This window comes from Ruegeria sp. 6PALISEP08, assembly GCF_001238295.1.
In the GTDB taxonomy this organism is placed as follows: domain Bacteria; phylum Pseudomonadota; class Alphaproteobacteria; order Rhodobacterales; family Rhodobacteraceae; genus Ruegeria.
Map to the genome: position 1 here is coordinate 68,359 of NZ_LGXZ01000001.1, position 19,532 is coordinate 87,890.

22 protein-coding genes are annotated in these 19,532 nt (G+C 57.5%); 16 read left to right on the forward strand and 6 right to left on the reverse strand.

The features are described 5' to 3' along the window. Positions 1 to 3 precede the first annotated feature (3 nt). A complete protein-coding gene (locus ALB80_RS00375) occupies positions 4 to 468 on the reverse strand; it encodes a (2Fe-2S)-binding protein (protein ID WP_050602049.1) in 465 nt (154 codons plus the stop codon). Positions 469 to 606: 138 nt separating this feature from the next. Here ALB80_RS00375 and ALB80_RS00380 point away from each other — a divergent pair, with 138 nt between their 5' ends. The 6 genes from ALB80_RS00380 (at position 607) to ALB80_RS00405 (ending at position 5,287) form a co-directional block, all read left to right on the forward strand. Then, the gene (locus tag ALB80_RS00380; protein ID WP_050602050.1) at positions 607 to 1,230 is read left to right on the forward strand and encodes a TetR/AcrR family transcriptional regulator; all 624 of its coding nucleotides are present in this window, start codon (positions 607 to 609) and stop codon (positions 1,228 to 1,230) included. Between the two features lie 117 nt (positions 1,231 to 1,347). Continuing rightward, on the forward strand, positions 1,348 to 2,343 hold the full coding sequence (gene dusA, locus ALB80_RS00385; RefSeq protein ID WP_256364006.1) for a tRNA dihydrouridine(20/20a) synthase DusA: 996 nt from the start codon (positions 1,348 to 1,350) through the stop codon (positions 2,341 to 2,343). A 15-nt stretch (positions 2,344 to 2,358) separates the two neighbouring features. After that, positions 2,359 to 3,183: a sulfite exporter TauE/SafE family protein gene (locus ALB80_RS00390; RefSeq protein WP_050602051.1), complete on the forward strand. Its 825-nt coding sequence runs from the start codon at positions 2,359 to 2,361 to the stop codon at positions 3,181 to 3,183. Beyond that, positions 3,180 to 3,962, forward strand: a complete 783-nt coding sequence (locus ALB80_RS00395) for a hypothetical protein (protein WP_050602052.1) — start codon at positions 3,180 to 3,182, stop codon at positions 3,960 to 3,962. Before ALB80_RS00390 ends, ALB80_RS00395 begins: the two co-directional genes overlap by 4 nt. 36 nt (positions 3,963 to 3,998) lie before the next feature. After that, the gene (locus ALB80_RS00400; protein ID WP_050602053.1) at positions 3,999 to 4,727 is read left to right on the forward strand and encodes an STAS/SEC14 domain-containing protein; all 729 of its coding nucleotides are present in this window, start codon (positions 3,999 to 4,001) and stop codon (positions 4,725 to 4,727) included. A 377-nt stretch (positions 4,728 to 5,104) separates the two neighbouring features. Further along, on the forward strand, positions 5,105 to 5,287 hold the full coding sequence (locus ALB80_RS00405; protein ID WP_050602054.1) for a hypothetical protein: 183 nt from the start codon (positions 5,105 to 5,107) through the stop codon (positions 5,285 to 5,287). Between the two features lie 4 nt (positions 5,288 to 5,291). Here ALB80_RS00405 and ALB80_RS00410 read toward each other — a convergent pair whose 3' ends face one another. From ALB80_RS00410 to ccmI, 3 genes are read right to left on the reverse strand one after another with little or no spacing between them, the layout of a single operon-like run. Further along, positions 5,292 to 5,525, reverse strand: coding sequence for a DUF1289 domain-containing protein (locus tag ALB80_RS00410; RefSeq protein ID WP_050602055.1), 234 nt, complete (start codon positions 5,523 to 5,525; stop codon positions 5,292 to 5,294). Positions 5,526 to 5,543: 18 nt separating this feature from the next. Beyond that, complete coding sequence (gene ruvX, locus ALB80_RS00415) at positions 5,544 to 6,008, reverse strand: Holliday junction resolvase RuvX (protein WP_050602056.1); 465 nt, start codon at positions 6,006 to 6,008, stop codon at positions 5,544 to 5,546. Further along, positions 6,005 to 7,225, reverse strand: coding sequence for a c-type cytochrome biogenesis protein CcmI (gene ccmI, locus ALB80_RS00420; protein ID WP_050602057.1), 1,221 nt, complete (start codon positions 7,223 to 7,225; stop codon positions 6,005 to 6,007). The genes ruvX and ccmI overlap by 4 nt, the downstream gene beginning before the upstream one ends. Positions 7,226 to 7,401: 176 nt before the next feature. Here ccmI and ALB80_RS00425 point away from each other — a divergent pair, with 176 nt between their 5' ends. From ALB80_RS00425 to ALB80_RS00450, 6 genes are all read left to right on the forward strand, one after another. Continuing rightward, on the forward strand, positions 7,402 to 8,646 hold the full coding sequence (locus ALB80_RS00425) for a sarcosine oxidase subunit beta family protein (protein WP_050602537.1): 1,245 nt from the start codon (positions 7,402 to 7,404) through the stop codon (positions 8,644 to 8,646). A 111-nt stretch (positions 8,647 to 8,757) separates the two neighbouring features. Continuing rightward, a complete protein-coding gene (locus ALB80_RS00430; RefSeq protein ID WP_050602058.1) occupies positions 8,758 to 9,561 on the forward strand; it encodes an FkbM family methyltransferase in 804 nt (267 codons plus the stop codon). A 15-nt stretch (positions 9,562 to 9,576) separates the two neighbouring features. Then, positions 9,577 to 9,906, forward strand: a complete 330-nt coding sequence (locus tag ALB80_RS00435; RefSeq protein ID WP_050602059.1) for a sarcosine oxidase subunit delta — start codon at positions 9,577 to 9,579, stop codon at positions 9,904 to 9,906. Positions 9,907 to 9,973: 67 nt separating this feature from the next. Then, positions 9,974 to 12,988, forward strand: coding sequence for a sarcosine oxidase subunit alpha family protein (locus tag ALB80_RS00440; protein ID WP_050602060.1), 3,015 nt, complete (start codon positions 9,974 to 9,976; stop codon positions 12,986 to 12,988). Then, positions 12,981 to 13,547 carry a sarcosine oxidase subunit gamma gene (locus ALB80_RS00445; RefSeq protein ID WP_050602061.1) on the forward strand — a complete coding sequence of 189 codons (567 nt, stop codon included), beginning with the start codon at positions 12,981 to 12,983 and terminating at the stop codon, positions 13,545 to 13,547. Before ALB80_RS00440 ends, ALB80_RS00445 begins: the two co-directional genes overlap by 8 nt. 390 nt (positions 13,548 to 13,937) lie before the next feature. Then, on the forward strand, positions 13,938 to 14,381 hold the full coding sequence (locus ALB80_RS00450) for a hypothetical protein (RefSeq protein WP_050602062.1): 444 nt from the start codon (positions 13,938 to 13,940) through the stop codon (positions 14,379 to 14,381). A 33-nt stretch (positions 14,382 to 14,414) separates the two neighbouring features. Here the strand turns inward: ALB80_RS00450 and ALB80_RS00455 are convergent, their stop codons facing one another. Next, positions 14,415 to 15,176, reverse strand: a complete 762-nt coding sequence (locus ALB80_RS00455) for an FkbM family methyltransferase (RefSeq protein WP_050602538.1) — start codon at positions 15,174 to 15,176, stop codon at positions 14,415 to 14,417. Positions 15,177 to 15,276: 100 nt separating this feature from the next. On the opposite strand from ALB80_RS00455, the gene ALB80_RS00460 reads away from it, so the two are divergent. The 3 genes from ALB80_RS00460 to ALB80_RS00470 all read left to right on the forward strand — a co-directional run bounded on the left by ALB80_RS00460 (position 15,277) and on the right by ALB80_RS00470 (position 17,438). After that, on the forward strand, positions 15,277 to 15,876 hold the full coding sequence (locus ALB80_RS00460; RefSeq protein ID WP_050602063.1) for a superoxide dismutase: 600 nt from the start codon (positions 15,277 to 15,279) through the stop codon (positions 15,874 to 15,876). A 4-nt stretch (positions 15,877 to 15,880) separates the two neighbouring features. Next, the gene (locus ALB80_RS00465; RefSeq protein ID WP_050602064.1) at positions 15,881 to 16,759 is read left to right on the forward strand and encodes a metallophosphoesterase; all 879 of its coding nucleotides are present in this window, start codon (positions 15,881 to 15,883) and stop codon (positions 16,757 to 16,759) included. 217 nt (positions 16,760 to 16,976) lie between these two features. Continuing rightward, a complete protein-coding gene (locus ALB80_RS00470) occupies positions 16,977 to 17,438 on the forward strand; it encodes a host attachment protein (protein WP_050602065.1) in 462 nt (153 codons plus the stop codon). Positions 17,439 to 17,481: 43 nt separating this feature from the next. On the opposite strand, the gene ALB80_RS00475 is transcribed toward ALB80_RS00470, so the two are convergent. Continuing rightward, the gene (locus tag ALB80_RS00475) at positions 17,482 to 18,033 is read right to left on the reverse strand and encodes a TIGR00730 family Rossman fold protein (protein ID WP_050602066.1); all 552 of its coding nucleotides are present in this window, start codon (positions 18,031 to 18,033) and stop codon (positions 17,482 to 17,484) included. A gap of 127 nt (positions 18,034 to 18,160) precedes the next feature. On the opposite strand from ALB80_RS00475, the gene ALB80_RS00480 reads away from it, so the two are divergent. Next, entirely contained in the window at positions 18,161 to 19,522 is a 1,362-nt protein-coding gene (locus ALB80_RS00480; RefSeq protein ID WP_050602067.1) for a LysM peptidoglycan-binding domain-containing protein, read from the forward strand. Positions 19,523 to 19,532 lie beyond the last annotated feature (10 nt).

Sequence of the window (19,532 nt, forward strand, 5' to 3'; positions counted from 1 at the left end):
GGATCAGGCCTCCAGAATAACAGACGCGCGCTGGATCCCGGCGCGGATGCGTTGATAAGTGGCGCAGCGGCAAGCGTTGCCAGACATGTAGTCGTCGATCTCTTCAACCGAAGGCTTGGGGTTTTCTGACAGCAGCCCGACAGCCGACATCACCTGACCGGACTGGCAATAGCCGCACTGGACCACGTCCAGCTCGACCCACGCCTGCTGAACGGCAGCGCCGATCCTGTCTTCACCAACCGCCTCGATTGTGGTGATTTCGGCGTCTTCGACGTCTTCGATATAGGTCTGGCACGAGCGGACAGGCTCGCCATTCATATGCACGGTACATGCACCGCACGAAGCAACGCCGCACCCGAATTTTGTTCCGGTCAGTTTCAGTTCGTCGCGGATCACCCAGAGCAGGGGGGTTCCGGCTTCGGCGTCAACCTCATGGGTCTTACCGTTCAATTTCAAAGTTAAGGACATTGGGGACTCTCCTGTTCGCGCTTGCTTCCTCAAGAGGTAAACTGGCGGGTTTACTAATGGCACATGATTTCACCTTTGTAAACTCTTGCGTTTACCTAGGATTTGACCAGCCCCTGTCAATGGGTCTATAGCTCGGGTATGAACGAATGCAGCGCACCGAATGCGTCCAAATACGCACAGATCATCGAAGCTGCCGTGACCGAGTTCCAGGAAAAGGGCTTTGCCGCGGCCAGTATGGATCGGATTTCAGCGCGGGCTGAGGTGTCCAAGCGTACGCTGTATAAGTATTTTGAAAGCAAGGATAATCTGTTCCGTTCCATCGTGGTTGAACTGTCCAGCCGTTTTGCCGAAGTACTCGAACTCCGTTACGAAAAGGGTCGTGATATTCGAGAGCAATTGACCGAGCTGGCATGGGCCGAGGGGCGGATATTGATGCTTCCCGACGTGATCGCCATGGCTCGGATGGTGGTCAGCGAAACTTTGCGCAATCCAGAGCTCGCGGCTGCGGCTCAGGGCAAACTCGATAAAACCAAGACCTTTATCACCATGCTGAAAGAAGCGGCCGAGGATGGGCAGCTGCGGATTGATGATCCGGAACGGGCAGGGCAAGAATTTATTGGTCTGATCAAGGCGCGGGCGTTCTGGCCATTGATGTTCAGCGGCGGCGCCCTGAGTGAACCTGAAATGGCCGAAACGATCGAAAACAGCGTTCAGATGATAATGAGCCGATATGGCATCGACCCGGATACCGGTGCCGCCTGAGGTCATCGGGACGGTGGTCTAGGAATGTGTTAGGGCTTTCCCGTCTGATTCGGGCGGCGGCAGTGCCATCCGAGCAGGCACCAGGATTTCAGGATTTGTCAGGACGGAGACGTTGCTGTGACAGGCAAGGCGACACAGGCGGCACGATTGAGCGTCGCACCGATGATGGATTGGACAGATCGGCACTGTCGTTATTTCCACCGACTGCTCAGCTCGCAGACCCTGTTGTATACCGAGATGGTGACTGCCCCTGCGCTTGTGCGCGGCGGTGCTTTGCACCTGTTGGACTTTTCACCGGATGAACATCCAGTAGCTTTGCAACTTGGCGGTTCGGACCCGAAAGAGTTGGCGCAAGCCGCGCGGTTGGGGGCCGAGGCTGGATATGATGAGATCAACCTAAACTGTGGCTGCCCGTCGGATCGGGTGCAATCAGGCACCTTTGGGGCGGTTCTGATGAAGGATCCGGGTCGCGTAGCAGACTGCGTGTCCTCCATGCGTGCGGTGGTGGACATAGATGTGACGGTAAAGTGCCGCATCGGTGTGGACGATCAGAATCCCGAAGAGGTGCTGCCCACGTTTCTGGAGCAGATCCGCGCAGCAGGCTGTCAGAGGGTCACGGTCCACGCGCGCAAGGCGTGGCTGCAGGGGCTGAGTCCCAAGGAAAACCGGGATATTCCGCCTCTGGACTATGATCTGGTGCACCGGATGAAAGCGGCGTTTTCGGACCTTCACATCTCGATCAATGGTGGTATCGCCTCATTGGACGAGGCAAGGGCCCACCTGGAGGCTGGTCTGGATGGCGTGATGATCGGGCGCGCAGCCTATCACCAGCCGGGCGATATCCTGTCAGCAGCCGATCAGCGCATCTTTGCAACCGGAACTCCGCGTGATCCCTTTAAGGTCGTTCAACAAATGGTGCCTTATGTCGAGCAACACCTTGCCAATGGAGGACGGTTGCACCAGATCACGCGTCATATGCTGGGTCTCTTTGCAGGCCGCCCCGGAGCGCGTGCATGGCGTCGCGCCTTGTCCGAGGGGGCGGTGCACGAGGGGGCCGGGCCCGAGGTGATGCTGAAGGCGCTGGACCGCGTTGCGCCCATGGCAGAAGTTTAAGCGGCAGGGGGAACGATGCCCGAGACGATGTTGCTGGCCCAGATGCTGGGCCTTTTGCTTGTGATTGGGGCGCTGGCCGGCGTGCTGGCCGGATTGCTGGGCGTCGGCGGCGGCATTGTTCTTGTGCCGGCTTTCTTTTACGCGTTCCAATCCCTTGGGTACGGCGGTCCGCAGCTGATGCAACTGTGCCTGGCGACATCGCTTGCCACGATCATCGTGACATCGGTGCGCTCGGTTATGGCGCATAACAAAAAGGGTGTCGTAGATTGGGATATTCTGCGTAGTTGGGGCCCGGGTATCGTCATTGGCGCGATAATCGGCGTTCTGGTCGCGTCCGCCCTGCGGACCGAAGCCTTGCAGGCGCTGTTCGGAGTTCTGGGGATGGTAATCGGTGCTTATCTTGGGCTGGGCCGCGCTGAATGGCGGCTGGGCGATGTCATGCCCGGCGGGATCAAACGGGCAATTCTGTCGCCCTTGGTCGGGTTCCTCTCGGTTCTGATGGGGATTGGCGGGGGCAGCTTTGGGGTGCCACTGATGAGTCTCTACAACACGTCGATCCACCGCGCTGTCGCAACTGCGGCCGGGTTCGGAGTGATCATCGCCGTGCCGTCGGTCATCGGCTTTCTGTTTCTTGAGATCGCGCCCGAACATCGGCCTCCATTAACCATCGGGGCCGTCAATATTGTGGCCTTTGGAATTGTTGTCGCGATGACGATGATCACCGCACCCTGGGGGGTGAAAGTGGCCCACGCGATGGATCCAAAACCTTTGAAGCGGGTTTTTGCGGTATTTCTGACGCTGGTGGCCCTGAACATGCTGCGCAAAGCGGTTGGGCTATGAGTGATTTCTGGGCCAAAGGCTGGGTGACGTTCCCCTATGATCCAACATTGGCAGAGTGGGTGAGCCATGCGTTACCTGCTGCGCTTGCATCAACAACAGATCCAGCTCATGCGGAATGGTTGGACTGCGAAGGCACATGGTTTATTGGCGTGGATGCCTTGCCCAATGACGCGCGGGGCAGGGTCGGAACGTCCGGACCGCTGACCGGGCAAGCTATGGCATTCATTGGCGAACATTTTCGCGATTTGCCCCTGCACAAAGGGCAGGTTTCGGTGATCTATCCGGGCTACCCGCGCCCTCGCCGAGGGGAAAATGAGGCCGCCACTCGGTACCGTCGAAACCGGGATGCAGCCCATGTGGACGGTTTGCGCCCAATGGGCCCGGATCGTCGTCGGCGCGTGGATGAACCTCATGCATGGATATTGGGCATACCGCTGACCGAGGCCAGCGCCGATGCGTCTCCCATGGTGCTGTGGGAAGGCAGCCATCACATACTGGGGGCTGCGTTCAGGGATGCGCTGAAAGATGAGCCGCCAGAGGCCCAGCACGAAGTTGACATTACAGACATCTATCAGGCCGCCCGCCGAGAGGTTTTTGACACCTGCCCGAAGGTTGAGTTGCCCGCCAAGCCGGGAGAAGCCTATCTGTTGCATCGCCATTGTTTACACGGCGTTGCACCCTGGGCCGACGCGGCCACGGCTGGGCCAGATGGACGGATGATCGCCTATTTCCGCCCTGAATGCTCTGGGGGAGTAGCCGAATGGGCCGAATCTGCCTAACCTCCTGTCATTATTTGGCTTTGGAGGATTTGACCGATGATTGTGGTCCAGACGAGTTCTGATGGTGCGCTGATAGAAGTTGAGTTGTCAGGGCAGGTTACAAGCGCCGATTACACAAACACCCTGGTTCCCGCGATCGAGGCCGCCCTGGCCGAGCATGACGCGGTGCGGCTGCTGGCCATCGTGCAGCCTGAATTCAAAGGGTATGATCTGGGTGCTGCATGGTCGGATACGAAGCTGGGGCTTAGCCATTGGCGCGGCTTTGACCGGATCGCCGTTGTTGCCGATCAGGGCTGGGTGCAGACCAGCATCCGACTGGCAGCCCCGATCCTGCCCTGTCCGGTTCAACTGTTTGATCTGGCCGATCTGGAAGCCGCCCGCCGCTGGATGCGCGAGTCGCTGGGCTCGATCCACGTGACAGATTTGGGCGGGCCTTGTGTGCAGATCAGCCTGTTGGGCAAACTGGACCCCGAGGAATACAAGCAGGCAGAGCGTGATCTGGATGCTTTGCTGGAGGACCGCAACGGGTTCCGCTTGCTGATCGACCTGCGGGAATTCGACGGGTGGCAGGGGTTGTCTGCGCTGGCCGCACATTTTCGATTGGCCAGTCGTCACATCGGCCAGTTGGACCGTGCAGCGATCGTTGGGGACAAATCCTGGCAGCATATGGCGCAAAGGGTTGCTAGCCATGTTCTGGGCACCCGGACCCAATTCTTCCCGTCCGAAGAGTTCGACAACGCAAAAACCTGGCTGGCTGCCGGATAAAAATCAAAAACCAGCGGTCAGGTTCTTGAGCGTTGACCGCTGCCTGCGCCCTGTAGTTCCACACGCGATCTGGCAGTTTTCCCGTTTTTGCCGCTGCACACTTTCTGACGGCATTAAGAAAACATCCTGAAAAGCTGACGCAAGGGAAGCTTGAAGCCGTGCTTGTTTTTGTTGACTGGTGCATCAAAAACAAGCACTAATCCGCGCGTTTTCCCCCTTATTTTGACGGAAAACATCTTTTACCACGCCTTGTCGCTGCGGGTTGCCACTCACGTTGAACTTACCGTTCAAGAGCTTGATCCCCTCGGAGCTCTTACTCGATCCGCAGCGACACAATTATTAAAATTAGATTTTCTGAGATGAAGCTAATGGGTTTAATGGAAAGAGTTCTGGAGCGCGCCGCTTGGGTCAAACAGCGATCAGAGCATGAGCGCACCACCGTCCAGCATGACAAAGCCACACGATCCGAAATGACGGCCTTGTTTGGAAATGAGCTACGCGTATCAAGCTTTGAACGTGCCAATCAGGGTAAAACCGCGGCGCGGGAAACGGCAGGCTGAAGGCTTAAGACTCTTTCAGGCGAGCTGCCCGTCCACCGCGCCGTTTCGCCAGCCGCGGCTTGCGAGATGGCAGATCATCCATGATTTCAGCTCGCTCGCTGCTGTCCATTTTGGACCAGCGCGAGATTTCGTCAATCGTGCGATAGCACCCGGTGCAGATGCGTTCGGTCGGGTGAACAACGCAGATTTGGATGCAAGGGCTTTCGACCTCATTCCGTTTCCAAACCATGTTCGTCATTGACGGTCTCCGACCTCGTTACAAAAAGCGCAGCCTGTCCAGCGCCCCTTGCAAGATATAACCTGCGGCAACGTGATCAATAACCTGTCCGCGACGTTTTCGTGTCGTATCCGCCTCGAGCAGTGCTTTTTCTGCCGCAACCGTGCTCAATCGTTCATCCCAGAACCCGATGGGCAGATCGGTCAAACGCGACAGATTTCGTGCAAAAGCCCGTGTTGACTGGCAGCGTGGTCCCTCGGACCCATCCATGTTTTTTGGCAATCCCAACAGGATGCCACCGATCTCACGATCGGTCACGATCTCGATCAGACGTGCAGAATCCAACGTGAATTTCTTGCGTCGTACAGTCTCCAGCGGACTGGCCACTCCGCGCATTCGGTCGGACACGGCAACGCCGATTGTCTTTTCACCAAGATCCAGACCCATGAGCGCCGCCATCGGTGGCAACGCTGCTGCGAAGTCCTCGAATGCGTCGTGGATCATTGGGCAATCCCGGCCTGCAAAGCGGCTGCGTCCAGGATTTCAAGCGCTTCGGAATTCCCGGCAAAGACTTGCATCGCCTCCTTGTGAATATCGATGGCCCGCTGACCCTGACCCAGAACACCCAAAGCTGCAATCAGGCGAGCCCATTCCTCGGGCGCTCCACCTTCAGTGGCCAGACGGTCGGACAGCTGGTTTACCATCCCCTGAATCATCTCTTGCCGTTCCTCTGGTGTCAATTCTGCCGCAGCGGCCATGTCTTCCTGACTGGGTCCGGGCGCTTCGCTCAGGTCTGGTGCGTTGAAGACACCGGCGCGAAAAGCCAGCTCATCGATCTGCGCCCGAATGGCCCCGGCCCAAGGCGCGCTGCTCGGGGAATCCTGAAGGGTTTGCACCCACATGCGATAGGCCAGATCCGGGCGTCCGACCTGAGCCAGCATCTGCCCCCAGTAGTAACGCGCCGGACCATGGCGCGGGTCTCGGTTAAGCGCTCCGGTCAGGGCCTGTTCCGCTTCGGGCGACACATATCCGCCTGCTGCAAGGATCATCATCTCGGCAAGATCGGCATAGGCGTCGGCGGTGGCTGTGTCACCGGACAGTTCGATCACCTTTTGCTGCGCAGTATATCCCGCCTTGAAGTTACCTGCGTTGGTCTCGTGCTGTGCCAACAGCATCTGCCCCTGCAAATCATCCGGACGGGCGGCAACGGTGTCCCGCAGCTGGGTCAGGAGTGCTGCATAGCTTTCGTCCAGCTGCGCGGGCTGCGGAGGGGTCGCGAGCTGCTCGGCCGCGTCCTGAGGCGGGCGATTGGCGCGGACTTCTTCAGCCAGCTCCATACGCGCCGTCAGCGGCATGTCAGGCAAACCCACCGCGCCGGTTCGATCATACATAGCCATTGCGCCGCCGATCAGAAGCAGGGCGACAATAGTTACCGACACGATGGAAACGACCCGCGATGGCCCGGCATCTGCGCTGCCGTTTTTCATGTGCTCGTCAGCAGCCAGAATACGACGAGAGATTTCGGTCCGGACCCGTTCGGCATCCACCTCACCGATCACGCCGCGTGCAAGGTCTTTGTCGACCCCTGCCAGTTGCTCGCGATAAACCTCGAGGTCATACGCAGCCGCAGGTTTTTTCCCTCGGCGTTTGCGCAGAAGTGTAAAGCTCAGGAAAGCCGCGATCAGCAGCGCGACAAGAAAAATCAGAACCCAGAACGTCATTGTCTCTCCGAAGATGTTGTCCTGACTTAGACCTGCTGGCCGCCCGACAAAAGGGACAAATGGCCGCGAATGAGCGACATGTCGCAATAGTGCGATATTGCGGCGTTGCGCGGCAGGGGTAATATGCAGTCACACGGCATATCTGCGCCCAATCACCGAACCGGATGGATTCGCACATGAAACACTATTCAGCCTTTGCTGTTGCGCGGGAAGCTCTGCGCTATCACACCGGATGGGAGCGCGCCTGGCGCTCGCCCGAACCCAAGAAACGTTATGACGTCATCATCGTCGGTGCTGGCGGGCACGGTCTGGCGACCGCGTATTATCTGGGTAAGAATTACGGCATTCAGAATGTCGCGGTTATCGAAAAAGGCTGGCTGGGCGGTGGCAACACCGGTCGCAACACGACCATCATCCGCTCGAACTATCTGCAGGACCCGTCTGCGGCGATCTACGAAAAAGCACGCAGCCTTTATGAAGACCTGAGCCAGGACCTGAATTACAACATCATGTTCAGCCCTCGTGGCGTGATGATGCTGGCGCAGACTCAGCACGAAATTCGCGGGTATCAGCGCACGGCGCACGCCAACGCACTGCAGGGTGTAAAGACCGAATGGATCACCCCTGAGCGTGTCAAAGAACTGGTACCGATCATTAACCTCGACGGCCCACGTTACCCGGTTCTGGGTGCGCTGTGGCAGGAACGCGGCGGTACCGCCCGTCACGACGCCGTGGCGTGGGGCTATGCGCGCGCGTGTTCTGCCATGGGCATGGACATCATCCAGCAATGCGAAGTCACCGGCGTGCGCTCGGATAATGGCCGAGTGGTTGGCGTCGACACCACCAAGGGCGCGATCGATTGCGACAAGCTGGGTATCGTGGTTGCGGGTCATTCCGGTCAACTGGCCGAGATGGCGGGTTTCCGTCTGCCGCTGGAAGCGATTGCGCTGCAGGCGCTGGTATCCGAGCCGATAAAGCCCTGCATGGATGTGGTCGTGATGGCGAACACCGTGCATGGGTACATGTCGCAATCAGACAAAGGCGAGATGGTGATCGGTGGCGGCACCGACGGGTTCAACAACTATACCCAGCGCGGCTCGTTCCACCACATTGAGGAAACCGTGCGCGCGCTGGTCGAAACGTTCCCGATGATCTCGCGCCTGAAAATGCTGCGGCAATGGGGTGGGATCGTGGATATGACCGGCGACCGCTCTCCCATCTTGTCGAAGACACCGCTGCAAGGCTGCTTCATCAATGGTGGCTGGGGTACCGGTGGCTTCAAAGCCATTCCGGGCTCGGGTTGGGGCATGGCACAGCTGATGGCCACGGGCCACTCACCGCTGACCGAAGCCTTTTCACTGGACCGCTTCAAGGAAGGCCGCTTCATCGACGAAAGCGTCGCCGCCGGGGTGGCGCATTGATGGAGCTTGGTGTCAGGGCAATTTCCCAAACTTCCGAAACAGGTCCCTTTGATCTCACGGTTTGGTACTTGTCGGTCAGGTTTTCCACAACATTGGAAAGAGGCAGTCGTTTTGAAAATTGACACTCTACCAACTGCCATTGATGGGCGGCCGCGCAAGACAAAGCTGGCGTTACTTGATTTTCTGTTAAGATGCTTCGACGCCCAAGCGGAACTGGTTACTGTCGTTCAGGTCGGCGCAAATGATGGGCGACTGGATGACCCAATCTGGCAATTTTGGTCCAAAGACTATTGGCGCGGTGTTTTGATCGAGCCACACCCTGTTTACTTCTCTGATCTCTCATCGATGCATGAAGAGAATCCGAATGTTGCGCTGGTTAATTGCGCTGTTTCCGAGTGGCCGGGCAAAATGGACTTGTATCATATGGATGAAGGGGTTCGCGACCGATGCCCGCGTTGGTTGCGTGGCTGCGCTTCGTTGACTGAAGAGCGGATGCTTTCAGCCGTTCAAAGGGCCAATCGCAATCGAGGCGAAGATATCCCGCTCAGTGCCGTGGTTTGCACTCAGGTTTCGGCCCGACGTCTTGACGATATTCTGCATGACTTGGAAATAACCCAAGCTGATCTTCTTTTGATCGACGTCGAGGGGCACGAAGTTTCCGTTTTGAACAGCTTCGATCTCTCAAGTCTCAATCTCAAGCTTGCCATCATCGAATGCAACGTAGGTGACAGAGGTGATGAGGAAACGATCGTGTCAACACTGAACGACGCTGGCTTGCTTACTTACAAGTTCGTCAACGACATCGTTGCTGTGCGCCCTGAGGTCATCAATGTGCCCGTTGAAGCGATGCTTCACTTTCAAAATTTTGTGCCACTGGTTGGAGATCGACAGCCGGTACCAACTGACCGGGAATAGGTGTGGAGTGACCAAATGCTAATCCTGAATTGCCCCTACTGCAGCGTCGCTGCCGAAGAAACCGAGCTGGCTGCGGGTGGCGAGGCGCATCTGAAGCGTTTCGGCCCGGACTCGTCAGATGAAGACTTCCACGACTACCTGTTCATGCGTGAAAACCCCAAGGGCGTTCATTTCGAACGCTGGCGCCATGCTAATGGCTGCGGCAAGTGGTTCCATGCCGCGCGCTGCACACAAACGCTCGAGGTCTTTGGAACCTATCCCGCCCAGACCACTGAGCCACCGCAAGAAATCAAGGACGCCATCACGGCGAAACGTCCGGGATGGAGCAGGAGAGACTTCTCCTGATGCTTCATCTTTTCCAAAATACTCCCGTCGGAGGCGCTGACGCCTCCACCTGCGAAAGGTCCGCACCATGAGCACCCGTCTCGCAAAACAAGGCCGGCTGATTGACCGGTCGAAAAAGGTCACGTTTACGTTCAACGGCACCTCAATGCAGGGGTACGAAGGCGATACGCTCGCTTCTGCTCTGCTGGCCAACGATCAGATGATGATGGGCCGGTCGTTCAAGTATCACCGGCCCCGTGGCGTTGTCGCCAGCGGTGCGGAAGAGCCGAACGCACTGGTCGGTCTGGGGCAGGGCAACCGGTTCGAACCGAACCAGCGTGCCACCACGACCGAGGTCTTCAACGGTCTGACCGCGATCTCGCAGAACCACTGGCCGAACCTCGAGTTCGACATTGGTGCGGTGAACACGGCGTTCGCGCGGTTCCTGCCGGCTGGCTTCTACTACAAGACGTTTATCCATCCCAAACCGTTTTGGAAACACGTTTACGAACCGATCATCCGCCAGTCGGCCGGTCTGGGCAAAGCGCCCGACAAGGACGGCAGTGATGCGGATACCTATGAACATTTTTATGCCTTCACCGATGTCTTGGTGATCGGCGGCGGTGTGGCCGGTCTGCTGGCCGCCAAGGCTGCGGCGCAATCGGGTGCCAAAGTCCTGCTGATCGAGCAGACTGCGCATTGGGGTGGTCGCGCTCCGGTTGACGGTGGCACCGTGGATGGTGAGCCTGTGGATAAGTTCGTGGAGCAATTGGTTTCCGAACTCGAAACAATGGGCAACGTTACTATGCGCGCACGCTGCATGGGCGCGGGTGTTTATGACCATGGTTATGTGCTGGGTTACGAGCGTCTGACCGACCACACGCCGGGCGTGCAAGGCCCGCGCCATCGCTTGTGGCGCATTCGTGCCAAACAAGTTGTAACTGCAACAGGCGCAATCGAAAGGCCTTTGTCCTTTGCTGGAAACGATGTTCCTGGCGTGATGCTGGCTTCGGCCATGCGCGACTATGTTGTGAACTGGGGGGTGACTCCGGGGGATCGGGTCATCGTCGCCACCAACAATGATGACGCTTACCGCACCGCGATCACCTTGAAACAGGCGGGTGTGGATGTTTTGCGTATTGTTGACGCTCGGGCAACGGCTGGGCCATTGGCAGAAGAAGCGCGTCAGTTGGGTATCCGCGTCGATCCGGGCAAAGCCATTGCCAAAGTCAAAGGCGGCAAGCGCGTCAAAAAGGTTGCAATCTGTAATCAGGAAGGCGTCGGCGGTGCGCGTGAAGAGGTTGAGGCAGATGCGGTCGCCATGTCGGGCGGCTGGTCACCGGTGGTGCACATGTGGTCCCATTGCGGCGGCAAGCTGATTTGGGACGACGCGAATGCTCATTTCCGTCCCGACCCGTCTCGTCCGCCTTTGGGTGCGAACGGAGAGGGGTTTGTCGTTGCCGCAGGCGCGTCTAACGGCCCTCTGGCGTTGGAAGACGTCCTGACTGACGCCCACGCCGCAGGTAAGGCTGCCGCCAAGGCGGCTGGCTTCAAGCCCAAGAACACCAAGGCACCAGCTGGTGAAACAACCGTCGAAGCACCGATGGAAGCAGTTTGGCTGATGCCCGCCAATGCCGAGGTGCAACTGCGTATGAAGTCCTGGCTGGACTTCCAGAACGACGTCAAAGTTTCGGACGTCCAACTGGCTGCACGTGAGGGTTACGAGAGCGTAGAGCACACCAAACGCTATACCACGCTTGGTATGGCGACGGATCAGGGTAAGTTGAGCAACATCAACGGCTTGGCGATCCTTGCTGACGCACTTGAATCTGAAATCCCGAAGGTCGGTACAACCACGTTCCGCCCGCCGTACACTCCCATCTCTATGGGTGCGATCGGTGGCGAAGCGCGCGGCGATGTATTCCAGCCGATCCGTCAGACTCCGATGCACAACTGGCACGACAAGAACGGCGCCGATTGGGAACCGGTCGGTCACTGGCGCCGGACCTATGCCTATGTCCGTCCCGGTGAATCCGTGCATGATGCGGTCAATCGCGAGGTGAAGAACACGCGTGAGAACCTGGGCCTGCTGGATGCCTCGACGCTGGGAAAGCTGATCGTCAAAGGGCCTGATGCTGGCAAGTTTCTGGACATGATGTACACCAACATGATGTCCACGCTGAAGGTCGGCAAATGCCGCTATGGCCTGATGTGTTCCGAGAATGGATTCCTGATCGACGACGGCGTTGTCGCCCGGATCGACGAAGACACTTGGCTGTGCCACACCACCACCGGCGGGGCCGAGCGCATCCATGGTCACATGGAAGAATGGTTGCAGACCGAATGGTGGGACTGGAAAGTCTATGTCGCCAACGTGACTGAGCAATACGCGCAAGTCGCCGTGGTCGGCCCCAACGCGCGAAAGGTGCTCGAGAAACTCGGCGGCATGGATGTCAGCAAAGAGGCGCTGCCGTTTATGGAGTGGCGCGATGGCAAGATCGGCGCGTTCGATTGCCGTGCTTACCGCATCTCATTCTCGGGCGAGTTGTCCTATGAGATCGCTGTTCCCGCTTCTCAGGGTCAGGCGTTCTGGGATGCTCTGATCGAGGCAGGAAAAGAGTTTGGTGTCATGCCATACGGCACTGAATGTCTGCACATCCTGCGGGCCGAGAAGGGCTTTATCATGATCGGCGATGAGACCGACGGCACGGTCATTCCGCAGGATCTGGGGCTGCACTGGGCGCTGTCGAAAAAGAAAGAGGACTACCTCGGCAAACGCGCCCATTCGCGCAGCCACATGGCCGATCCCGAGCGCTGGAAACTGGTCGGGCTCGAGACTGTGGATGGATCTGTTATTCCCGACGGTGCTTATGCGGTGGGTGAAGGCGTCAACGCCAACGGTCAGCGCAACATGATCGGGCGTGTGACCTCGACTTATTACTCGGCCAATCTGGGCAAAGGGATCGCAATGGGCCTGATCAAGCATGGACCAGATCGCATGGGCGAGATTGTCGAGTTCCCGGGCACCGATGGTAAAACCTACAAAGCCAAGATCGTGGACCCGATCTTCTTCGACAAGGACGGGGAGAAGCAGAATGTCTGAACCCATCAGCGCACTGAACCACGCCAGCTATGACGGTATCGCCAGGGTCACGGAATGCGGCCTGCAAGGCATGATCACTCTGCGCGGTGATCTGTCCGACAAGGTTCTGGCCAAGGCCATCAGGGACGCCACCGGGCAGAAAGTACCCGGTCTGCGCGAGGCACTGGTCAAGGGCGACACCGGAGTCTGCTGGATGTCTACCGACGAATTGCTGGTGCTGGTGCCATACGCCGAGGTTGAGGCCAAATTGGCCGCAATGACCAACGCGCTCAGCGGCACTCATGCTCTGGCGGTCAACGTCTCGGATGCGCGCGCGGTTTTCAGTATCTCGGGTGCCAGCGCGCGTGAGGTCCTGGGCAAAGTCGCTCCGGTTGAACTATCGGCAGAGGCATTCCAACCCGGCCAAATCCGCCGCTCGCGTCTGGCGCAGGTGGCGGGGGCGTTCTGGATGGACGACGCCGAAACCTTCCGTGTTGTCTGCTTCCGGTCGGCGGCCGATTACGTTTTTAAACTGCTCAAGGTTGCAGCGCAGCCAGGCAGTGAGGTTGGCGTTTACTAACCTTTGAATCAGCACCGTAGATTAGAGCCGCCCGCGTCTCGTGGGCGGTTTTTTTGTGGAAAGGCATTCAAGTCGGTTTTCCTGCGGTTAGTTGCACCTGTGGTCCTGGACATAATCGATTTGCATTCATTTGGGGAAAGTGGTTCTGTAAATTCGCGTTAGATGCGAAAGAGTTTTAGGTTCAAAAGGTTAAGTGCGAACATAGAATTAAAGTTCTTAGGTATTTGGATCGATTTTTCCTAGCAAAGCTCTGTTATTCGCAGCGGCGGTTTGACGAAAAACACCATCACCCCTTCAAACAATTCAACTCGTACACGCTCTTCTCACGCTAGAAAGCAGGGCGAGGCTTTCAAGGTGACGATGGAAAGACTTTGGAACGAGGTAGTTTAAATGAAATTAGCGTGTCTTTTCTTGGCTTTTGGCCTGTTCGCAACTGCGGTGCAGGCGGAAGTGAAAAGCTATGATTGCGACCTACACAGCACACAGGACCGTGGTTGGATTCCGTCCACGGTGATCTTGAGTGTTGACGCGGATAATGGTCTCGCAAGGGCCTATGACGGGGCAATTCGGTATTCGAACGAGCTGAATAATATTGATGTTGAAACTCCAATTGATGCACAGTTCAAAAAGACACGAAAAGGAGAGTACCGCCTGTCGTGGCGCGTAACGTTACCTGCGCAGGCGACGGGTAACTATAGGGTCGCCTACACCGCAACGCTCGATCCCAAAAGTAACGCCTTAAAAATGCGGGTCAGTTTCCCACAATCAAATGTATCGACACGTCCTTTTGGAAAAGGCGCGTGTAAACCAATCGCATCTGGCAGCCTGTATTAAATCGTCTTGGTGTTGTCGGGCTAAGTGTAACTCTCAGCCCGTCAGCAAAAACGTTTCGAAGCCGGACAGGGCCGTTTCGTTGGTCAAACCTTCGAACCCGGCAGCGGGTTGGCCGCTTGCCTGACACTCTGAGTAGAATGAAAGAAGATTTGCGATCTGATCCATACGGTCTTTTCGGACTTTCGGGTCCAGCAAACCGGCATGTGTCGAAAGGTAGAGCGCAGGTCGATGTTCCTTTAGCCAGGGCACCAGTGTCGGTAGAACCGTGTATTCCGCCCCTTCGATGTCCATCTTGACCAATGACACGCGGGAAAGATCGTTTGCGGCCGAGAACTGATCCCACGCGATGGTCAACGCATCAGACCCATGCGCCCCGTCATGCAGAAGCGAACTGGTGGAGTCCCCCGGCTCGCCCCGAACAGACGCCATGCGGGCTACGCCAAATTTGTCGGACAGGGCGACGCCAAAGGCCGATACATTCTGAATACCATTCAGATCCAGGTTCCAGGCCAGATGCCTGTACGCGGTGGGGTCCGGTTCAAAACACCACACGTGACGCGCCTTGCGGGCGCCGTAAAGGACCGTGGGGCCGATCCATGCCCCGATGTCCAGATAATCGCTTTCCAGAGACAGGAACTGATCCAACACCGCAAAGGTTTCGGGTTCCCAAGCACCAGCAGAGGCTTTGCGCCAGAATTTCGAATGGTAGGGGTCCAGGCGAAATGGCTCTCCGTTCAGGTTGCCTTCATAGTAGCCGCGGGCACGGTAGAACATCTTGCGCACCTGTGTCAGCATCGCGGACCTCCGGGTTTTATTGTCTCGCCCCTTGACCTGCGGCGGCTGCCACAGCATTTAACCGTTGGGAACCGCAACTTTCATTTAACAGGGGGCCGACATGGCTTTTGAACTTCCTGATCTTCCTTATGCACATGATGCGCTGGCAGCCAAGGGTATGTCCGCGGAAACGTTGGAATATCACCACGACCTGCACCACAAAGCCTATGTCGACAATGGCAACAAGCTGATCGCTGGCACCGAGTGGGACGGCAAGTCGTTGGAAGAGATCATCGTTGGCACCTACGACGCAAATGCAGTGGCGCAGAACGGTATCTTCAACAACATCAGCCAGCTGTGGAACCACAACCAGTTCTGGGAAATGATGGGCCCCGGCGACAATGCCATGCCTGGTGAACTGGAAAAGGCGCTGACCGAGAGCTTTGGCTCGGTTGACGAGTTCAAATCGCAGTTCAGCGCCGCTGGTGCCGGTCAGTTCGGCTCGGGCTGGGCGTGGCTGGTCAAGAACGCAGACGGCGCGCTGGCTATCACCAAAACAGAGAACGGTGTGAACCCGCTGTGCTTTGGTCAGACCGCCCTGCTGGGGTGCGATGTGTGGGAGCACTCGTACTACATCGACTTCCGCAACAAACGCCCCGCCTACCTGTCGAACTTCCTCGACAACCTGGTGAACTGGGAAAACGTCGCGTCGCGGATGTAGTGAATTGAACCGACGTCGGTTTATAAAGGGCCTGCTGGCGGTGACGCTGGCAGGTCTAATCTCTTCAGCCTACGGGTTTTTCATCGAACCCGCAGTGCGGCTACGCGTGCGTAAATGGCGCGTGCGGCGGGACGATTGGACCGCACCACCGCTCAGGATTGCCGTGCTGTCCGATTTTCATGTGGGCGAGCCCTATGTTGGATTGGAGCGCGTGAGGCAGGTTGTGCGTCGTACCAACGCGCTGGCACCTGATGTGATCCTGCTGCTGGGCGATTTCTTTGCAAGCCACAAGGGTGCCTCTGATACCGTTGAGATGCAGGATCTAGCACCTGTGCTGGCAGGGCTTGAGGCGAAGAATGGTGTCTTTGCCGTGCTGGGCAATCATGACTGGTGGGATGACAAGCCGGCACAGCGCCGTGGAGCAGGGCCCAATCGCTATGCCGACATTCTTGAACAGAACGGTATTGCGGTTTTGTCTAATGCCGCCGTGAAACTCGAGACCCCTGGCATCTGGCTGGCAGGGCTTGAGGATCAACTGGCGATCTGGCGCAATGGCAAGACGCAGGGGTTGGATGATCTGGAAGGAACCATGGCCCAGATCACCGATGATGCACCGGTTGTGATGATGGCGCATGAGCCCGATATTTTCCCTCAAATGCCCGACCGGGTGGCTTTGACACTGTCAGGGCATACTCACGGCGGACAGGTGCGTCTGTTTGGATGGTCGCCCGTAGTACCGTCGAAATTCGGCAACCGGTACGCTTATGGCCATGTGCGCGAAGGCGCGCGCGATCTGGTGGTGTCGGGCGGTATCGGATGTTCGATCCTGCCGGTGCGCTTTGGCGTGACGCCCGAAATCACCGTCATCGAGATGTCTGCCTAAAGGGTTGATGACCCGCAGGTGAAAACCCGCCGATGTGTTCCCTTTCGGTTCAACCGCATCTTGTTTGCCACTCTGCAATACACATCTTTGTAGGGCGGAGGGAGAGAACCGCACACCAAATCAAAATGACCGGGCTGCGCACAGTTGGTGCGTCAACGAACTCGTGTGCCCGGCAGGTCGAGGGATACCCGGAGAACAACCTTAACAGGAGATCGCAATGGTCGCACTTACACAGGGAACTTGGGTTATTGTTGCAGATGGTGAAAAAGCGCTGGTGATGGAGAACATCACCGATGCAGACGATCCCAATCTTGTCGTTGTCGCTGTTGAAGAACAGGACAGTCCGACCGCAAAGCCGTCAGACCGTGCAGGTCGCCGGAATGACGGTGGGCCAAAACAAAAATCCGCATTAGAAGATCCGACATGGAAGGCCCATGCAAAATCCTTGTTTGTGCAGGACCTGGCGAATTTGCTGAATCGCAAAGGGCTGAAAGGGGCGTATAACCGGTTGGTTCTGGTAGCTAGCCCTCATGTTCTGGGTCTGCTCCGGCGCCGGTTGCACACTGAGGTACTGGGCAAGGTCGTGGCCGAGGTCAACAAGACCCTGACCAATCATCCTTTGCACAAGGTCGAGCAGGTTTTGCACCAAAGCCTGAAACCCAAGGCCCGACTGGCTTGATCAATACGGCGGGCGGATTTTCCGCCCGCACCGTTTTCCAGCGTCAGTTCAGTTTGTCACGCAAGGCGACCATGGCCGCATCGGCGTCTTCAACCCATGTGATAAAGTCCGACAGGGACGCGTCGGCAAAACCTTGACCGATCACCTGATCCAACAGCGTATGCAACGTATCCCAATATCCATTCACGTTCACCACTACGATGGGCTTGTCGTGCAATCCCAACTGGCGCCATGTGAGTGCCTCGAACAATTCGTCTAATGAACCGGGACCACCGGGCAACACGACCACCGCATCGGCGTTCATGATCATGACCTTCTTGCGCTCGTGCATTGTTTCGGTGATCACGAAATGGGTCAGATCCGTTTTTCCGACCTCACGCTGAACCAGATGCACCGGAATGACGCCAAAGGTCTCACCACCGGCATTTTGCGCGGCGCGGGCCACTTCACCCATCAAACCCACATCCCCGGCACCATAAACCAGCCGCCAGCTTTCCTGCGCAAGTAGCATGCCGAACTGCCTTGCGGTTTCAGAATAAGACTTCTCGGCTCCATTGCGTGACCCGCAATACACACAGATTGATTTCTGAAACATCAAAGGGGGGCTCCGGGGTTGTGTCAGAGGTTTTGACCCGTGATAGCGGGATTGATAAGTTGGCTCAACTGTCCGCCGGAAGGCTTTTGAACGTAAAGCTTTTGCTCGGTGGAGTGAAAGGAAAATAATGGACGCCAAATCGGGAAACGGAAGCTCGGGCAATTTCATCTGGGGAGTGATTGCGGGTCTTGTTGCAATATTGGCTGCGGGGGGCATGTATCTGTCCGGATTCTTCACCAACGCGCCTGAGCCTGATGCAAGCGCACCGCAGGAAACCGCTTCTGCCCCGGTTGTTTCTGAACCGGCAGAAGAAGTGCCGGAAGAAGCAGAGGTAACGGAAGAGATTGCAGGAGCAGAGCCGTCTGAGCCCGGCACCGCAAAGACAGACGAAGCACCTGCAACAGCAGAAGACCCGGTTGAGACGGAAACAGCCGACGCCGCAGAGGCAGAGGGTGCGCCCGCGCCAGCCGCGCCTCCGGTCTTGGACCAGATTTTTGTCGAGACTGACGGCACCGCGCTTCTTTCGGGTGACGCAGAACCCGGCAGCCAGATTGAGGTTCTGCTGAACGGCGAAGTCGCGCATTCCTTTACCGTAGATGGCAGCGGTCAGTTTGCGGAATTTGTGACAATCCCCTTCAGCGAGTCCGCACAGGGGCTTGTTTTGCAAAGTACGGACGGGGCGCAAACGACGCAATCCGACGACTATTTGATCGCCGCCTTGCCCAAGCCGGTCGAAGAAGAACCTGTTGCCGAGACAACGCCCGAAGCCGAACAGAGCACGTCGGAGGACGTGCAGGAGCAGGTGGCCACAGTCGACGACACGCAGCCGGATGCCGGTGCCGCAGCAGAAGATTCGGAATCTGAATCTTCCGAGCCCGAGGCTGAGACAGTTGAAACCGCCGATCTGCCTGACGAAACCCCAGAGCAGGACCAGCAGGTCGCCGTGCTGCGATCTGGCGAAGAGGGTGTTGAACTGGTGCAGCCTCCGGTCGTGCGGGATACCCCGCCTGAGCAGGTCGCGCTGGATACGATCGGGTATTCTGATACCGGCGACGTGCAACTGACAGGACGCGTTCAGGATGGGGCCGCTATTCGGTTGTACCTGAACAATCGTCTGGTTGCAGATCTTGCCCCGGATCAGGATGGATCCTGGCGCAGCGATCTGGAGGACATTGACCCTGGTGTCTACACACTGCGGGTTGACGCCGTGAACACGGATGGCACGGTCCTCAGCCGGGTCGAAACCCCGTTCAAACGTGAACCGCTTGACGTATTGCAGGCCGCAACGGAGGTGGATCAGACGGGAACGCCGCAAGCAACCCCCTCGATCCGGTCTGTCACGGTGCAGCAGGGCGACACTTTGTGGGCCATCTCGCGTGATAGATTTGGCGATGGTGTCCTTTATGTGCGGCTGTTCGAAGCCAATCGTGGCTTGATCCGCGACCCAGACCTGATCTATCCCGGGCAAATCTTTACAATCCCGGAATAATCAGCCCTTC

What these genes read in the sequence shown, in the direction of transcription:
- ALB80_RS00410 (WP_050602055.1), bottom strand. Translation starts at nt 5,525, where the DNA reads ATGACGAACATGGTTTGGAAACGGAATGAGGTCGAAAGCCCTTGCATC.
- ALB80_RS00460 (WP_050602063.1), top strand. Translation starts at nt 15,277, where the DNA reads ATGGCTTTTGAACTTCCTGATCTTCCTTATGCACATGATGCGCTGGCA.
- ALB80_RS00475 (WP_050602066.1), bottom strand. Translation starts at nt 18,033, where the DNA reads ATGTTTCAGAAATCAATCTGTGTGTATTGCGGGTCACGCAATGGAGCC.
- ALB80_RS00375 (WP_050602049.1), bottom strand. Translation starts at nt 468, where the DNA reads ATGTCCTTAACTTTGAAATTGAACGGTAAGACCCATGAGGTTGACGCC.
- ALB80_RS00455 (WP_050602538.1), bottom strand. Translation starts at nt 15,176, where the DNA reads ATGCTGACACAGGTGCGCAAGATGTTCTACCGTGCCCGCGGCTACTAT.
- ALB80_RS00450 (WP_050602062.1), top strand. Translation starts at nt 13,938, where the DNA reads ATGAAATTAGCGTGTCTTTTCTTGGCTTTTGGCCTGTTCGCAACTGCG.
- ALB80_RS00435 (WP_050602059.1), top strand. Translation starts at nt 9,577, where the DNA reads ATGCTAATCCTGAATTGCCCCTACTGCAGCGTCGCTGCCGAAGAAACC.
- ALB80_RS00380 (WP_050602050.1), top strand. Translation starts at nt 607, where the DNA reads ATGAACGAATGCAGCGCACCGAATGCGTCCAAATACGCACAGATCATC.
- ccmI (WP_050602057.1), bottom strand. Translation starts at nt 7,225, where the DNA reads ATGACGTTCTGGGTTCTGATTTTTCTTGTCGCGCTGCTGATCGCGGCT.
- ruvX (WP_050602056.1), bottom strand. Translation starts at nt 6,008, where the DNA reads ATGATCCACGACGCATTCGAGGACTTCGCAGCAGCGTTGCCACCGATG.
- ALB80_RS00405 (WP_050602054.1), top strand. Translation starts at nt 5,105, where the DNA reads ATGGAAAGAGTTCTGGAGCGCGCCGCTTGGGTCAAACAGCGATCAGAG.
- ALB80_RS00395 (WP_050602052.1), top strand. Translation starts at nt 3,180, where the DNA reads ATGAGTGATTTCTGGGCCAAAGGCTGGGTGACGTTCCCCTATGATCCA.
- ALB80_RS00480 (WP_050602067.1), top strand. Translation starts at nt 18,161, where the DNA reads ATGGACGCCAAATCGGGAAACGGAAGCTCGGGCAATTTCATCTGGGGA.
- ALB80_RS00390 (WP_050602051.1), top strand. Translation starts at nt 2,359, where the DNA reads ATGCCCGAGACGATGTTGCTGGCCCAGATGCTGGGCCTTTTGCTTGTG.
- ALB80_RS00425 (WP_050602537.1), top strand. Translation starts at nt 7,402, where the DNA reads ATGAAACACTATTCAGCCTTTGCTGTTGCGCGGGAAGCTCTGCGCTAT.
- ALB80_RS00445 (WP_050602061.1), top strand. Translation starts at nt 12,981, where the DNA reads ATGTCTGAACCCATCAGCGCACTGAACCACGCCAGCTATGACGGTATC.
- ALB80_RS00440 (WP_050602060.1), top strand. Translation starts at nt 9,974, where the DNA reads ATGAGCACCCGTCTCGCAAAACAAGGCCGGCTGATTGACCGGTCGAAA.
- ALB80_RS00470 (WP_050602065.1), top strand. Translation starts at nt 16,977, where the DNA reads ATGGTCGCACTTACACAGGGAACTTGGGTTATTGTTGCAGATGGTGAA.
- ALB80_RS00400 (WP_050602053.1), top strand. Translation starts at nt 3,999, where the DNA reads ATGATTGTGGTCCAGACGAGTTCTGATGGTGCGCTGATAGAAGTTGAG.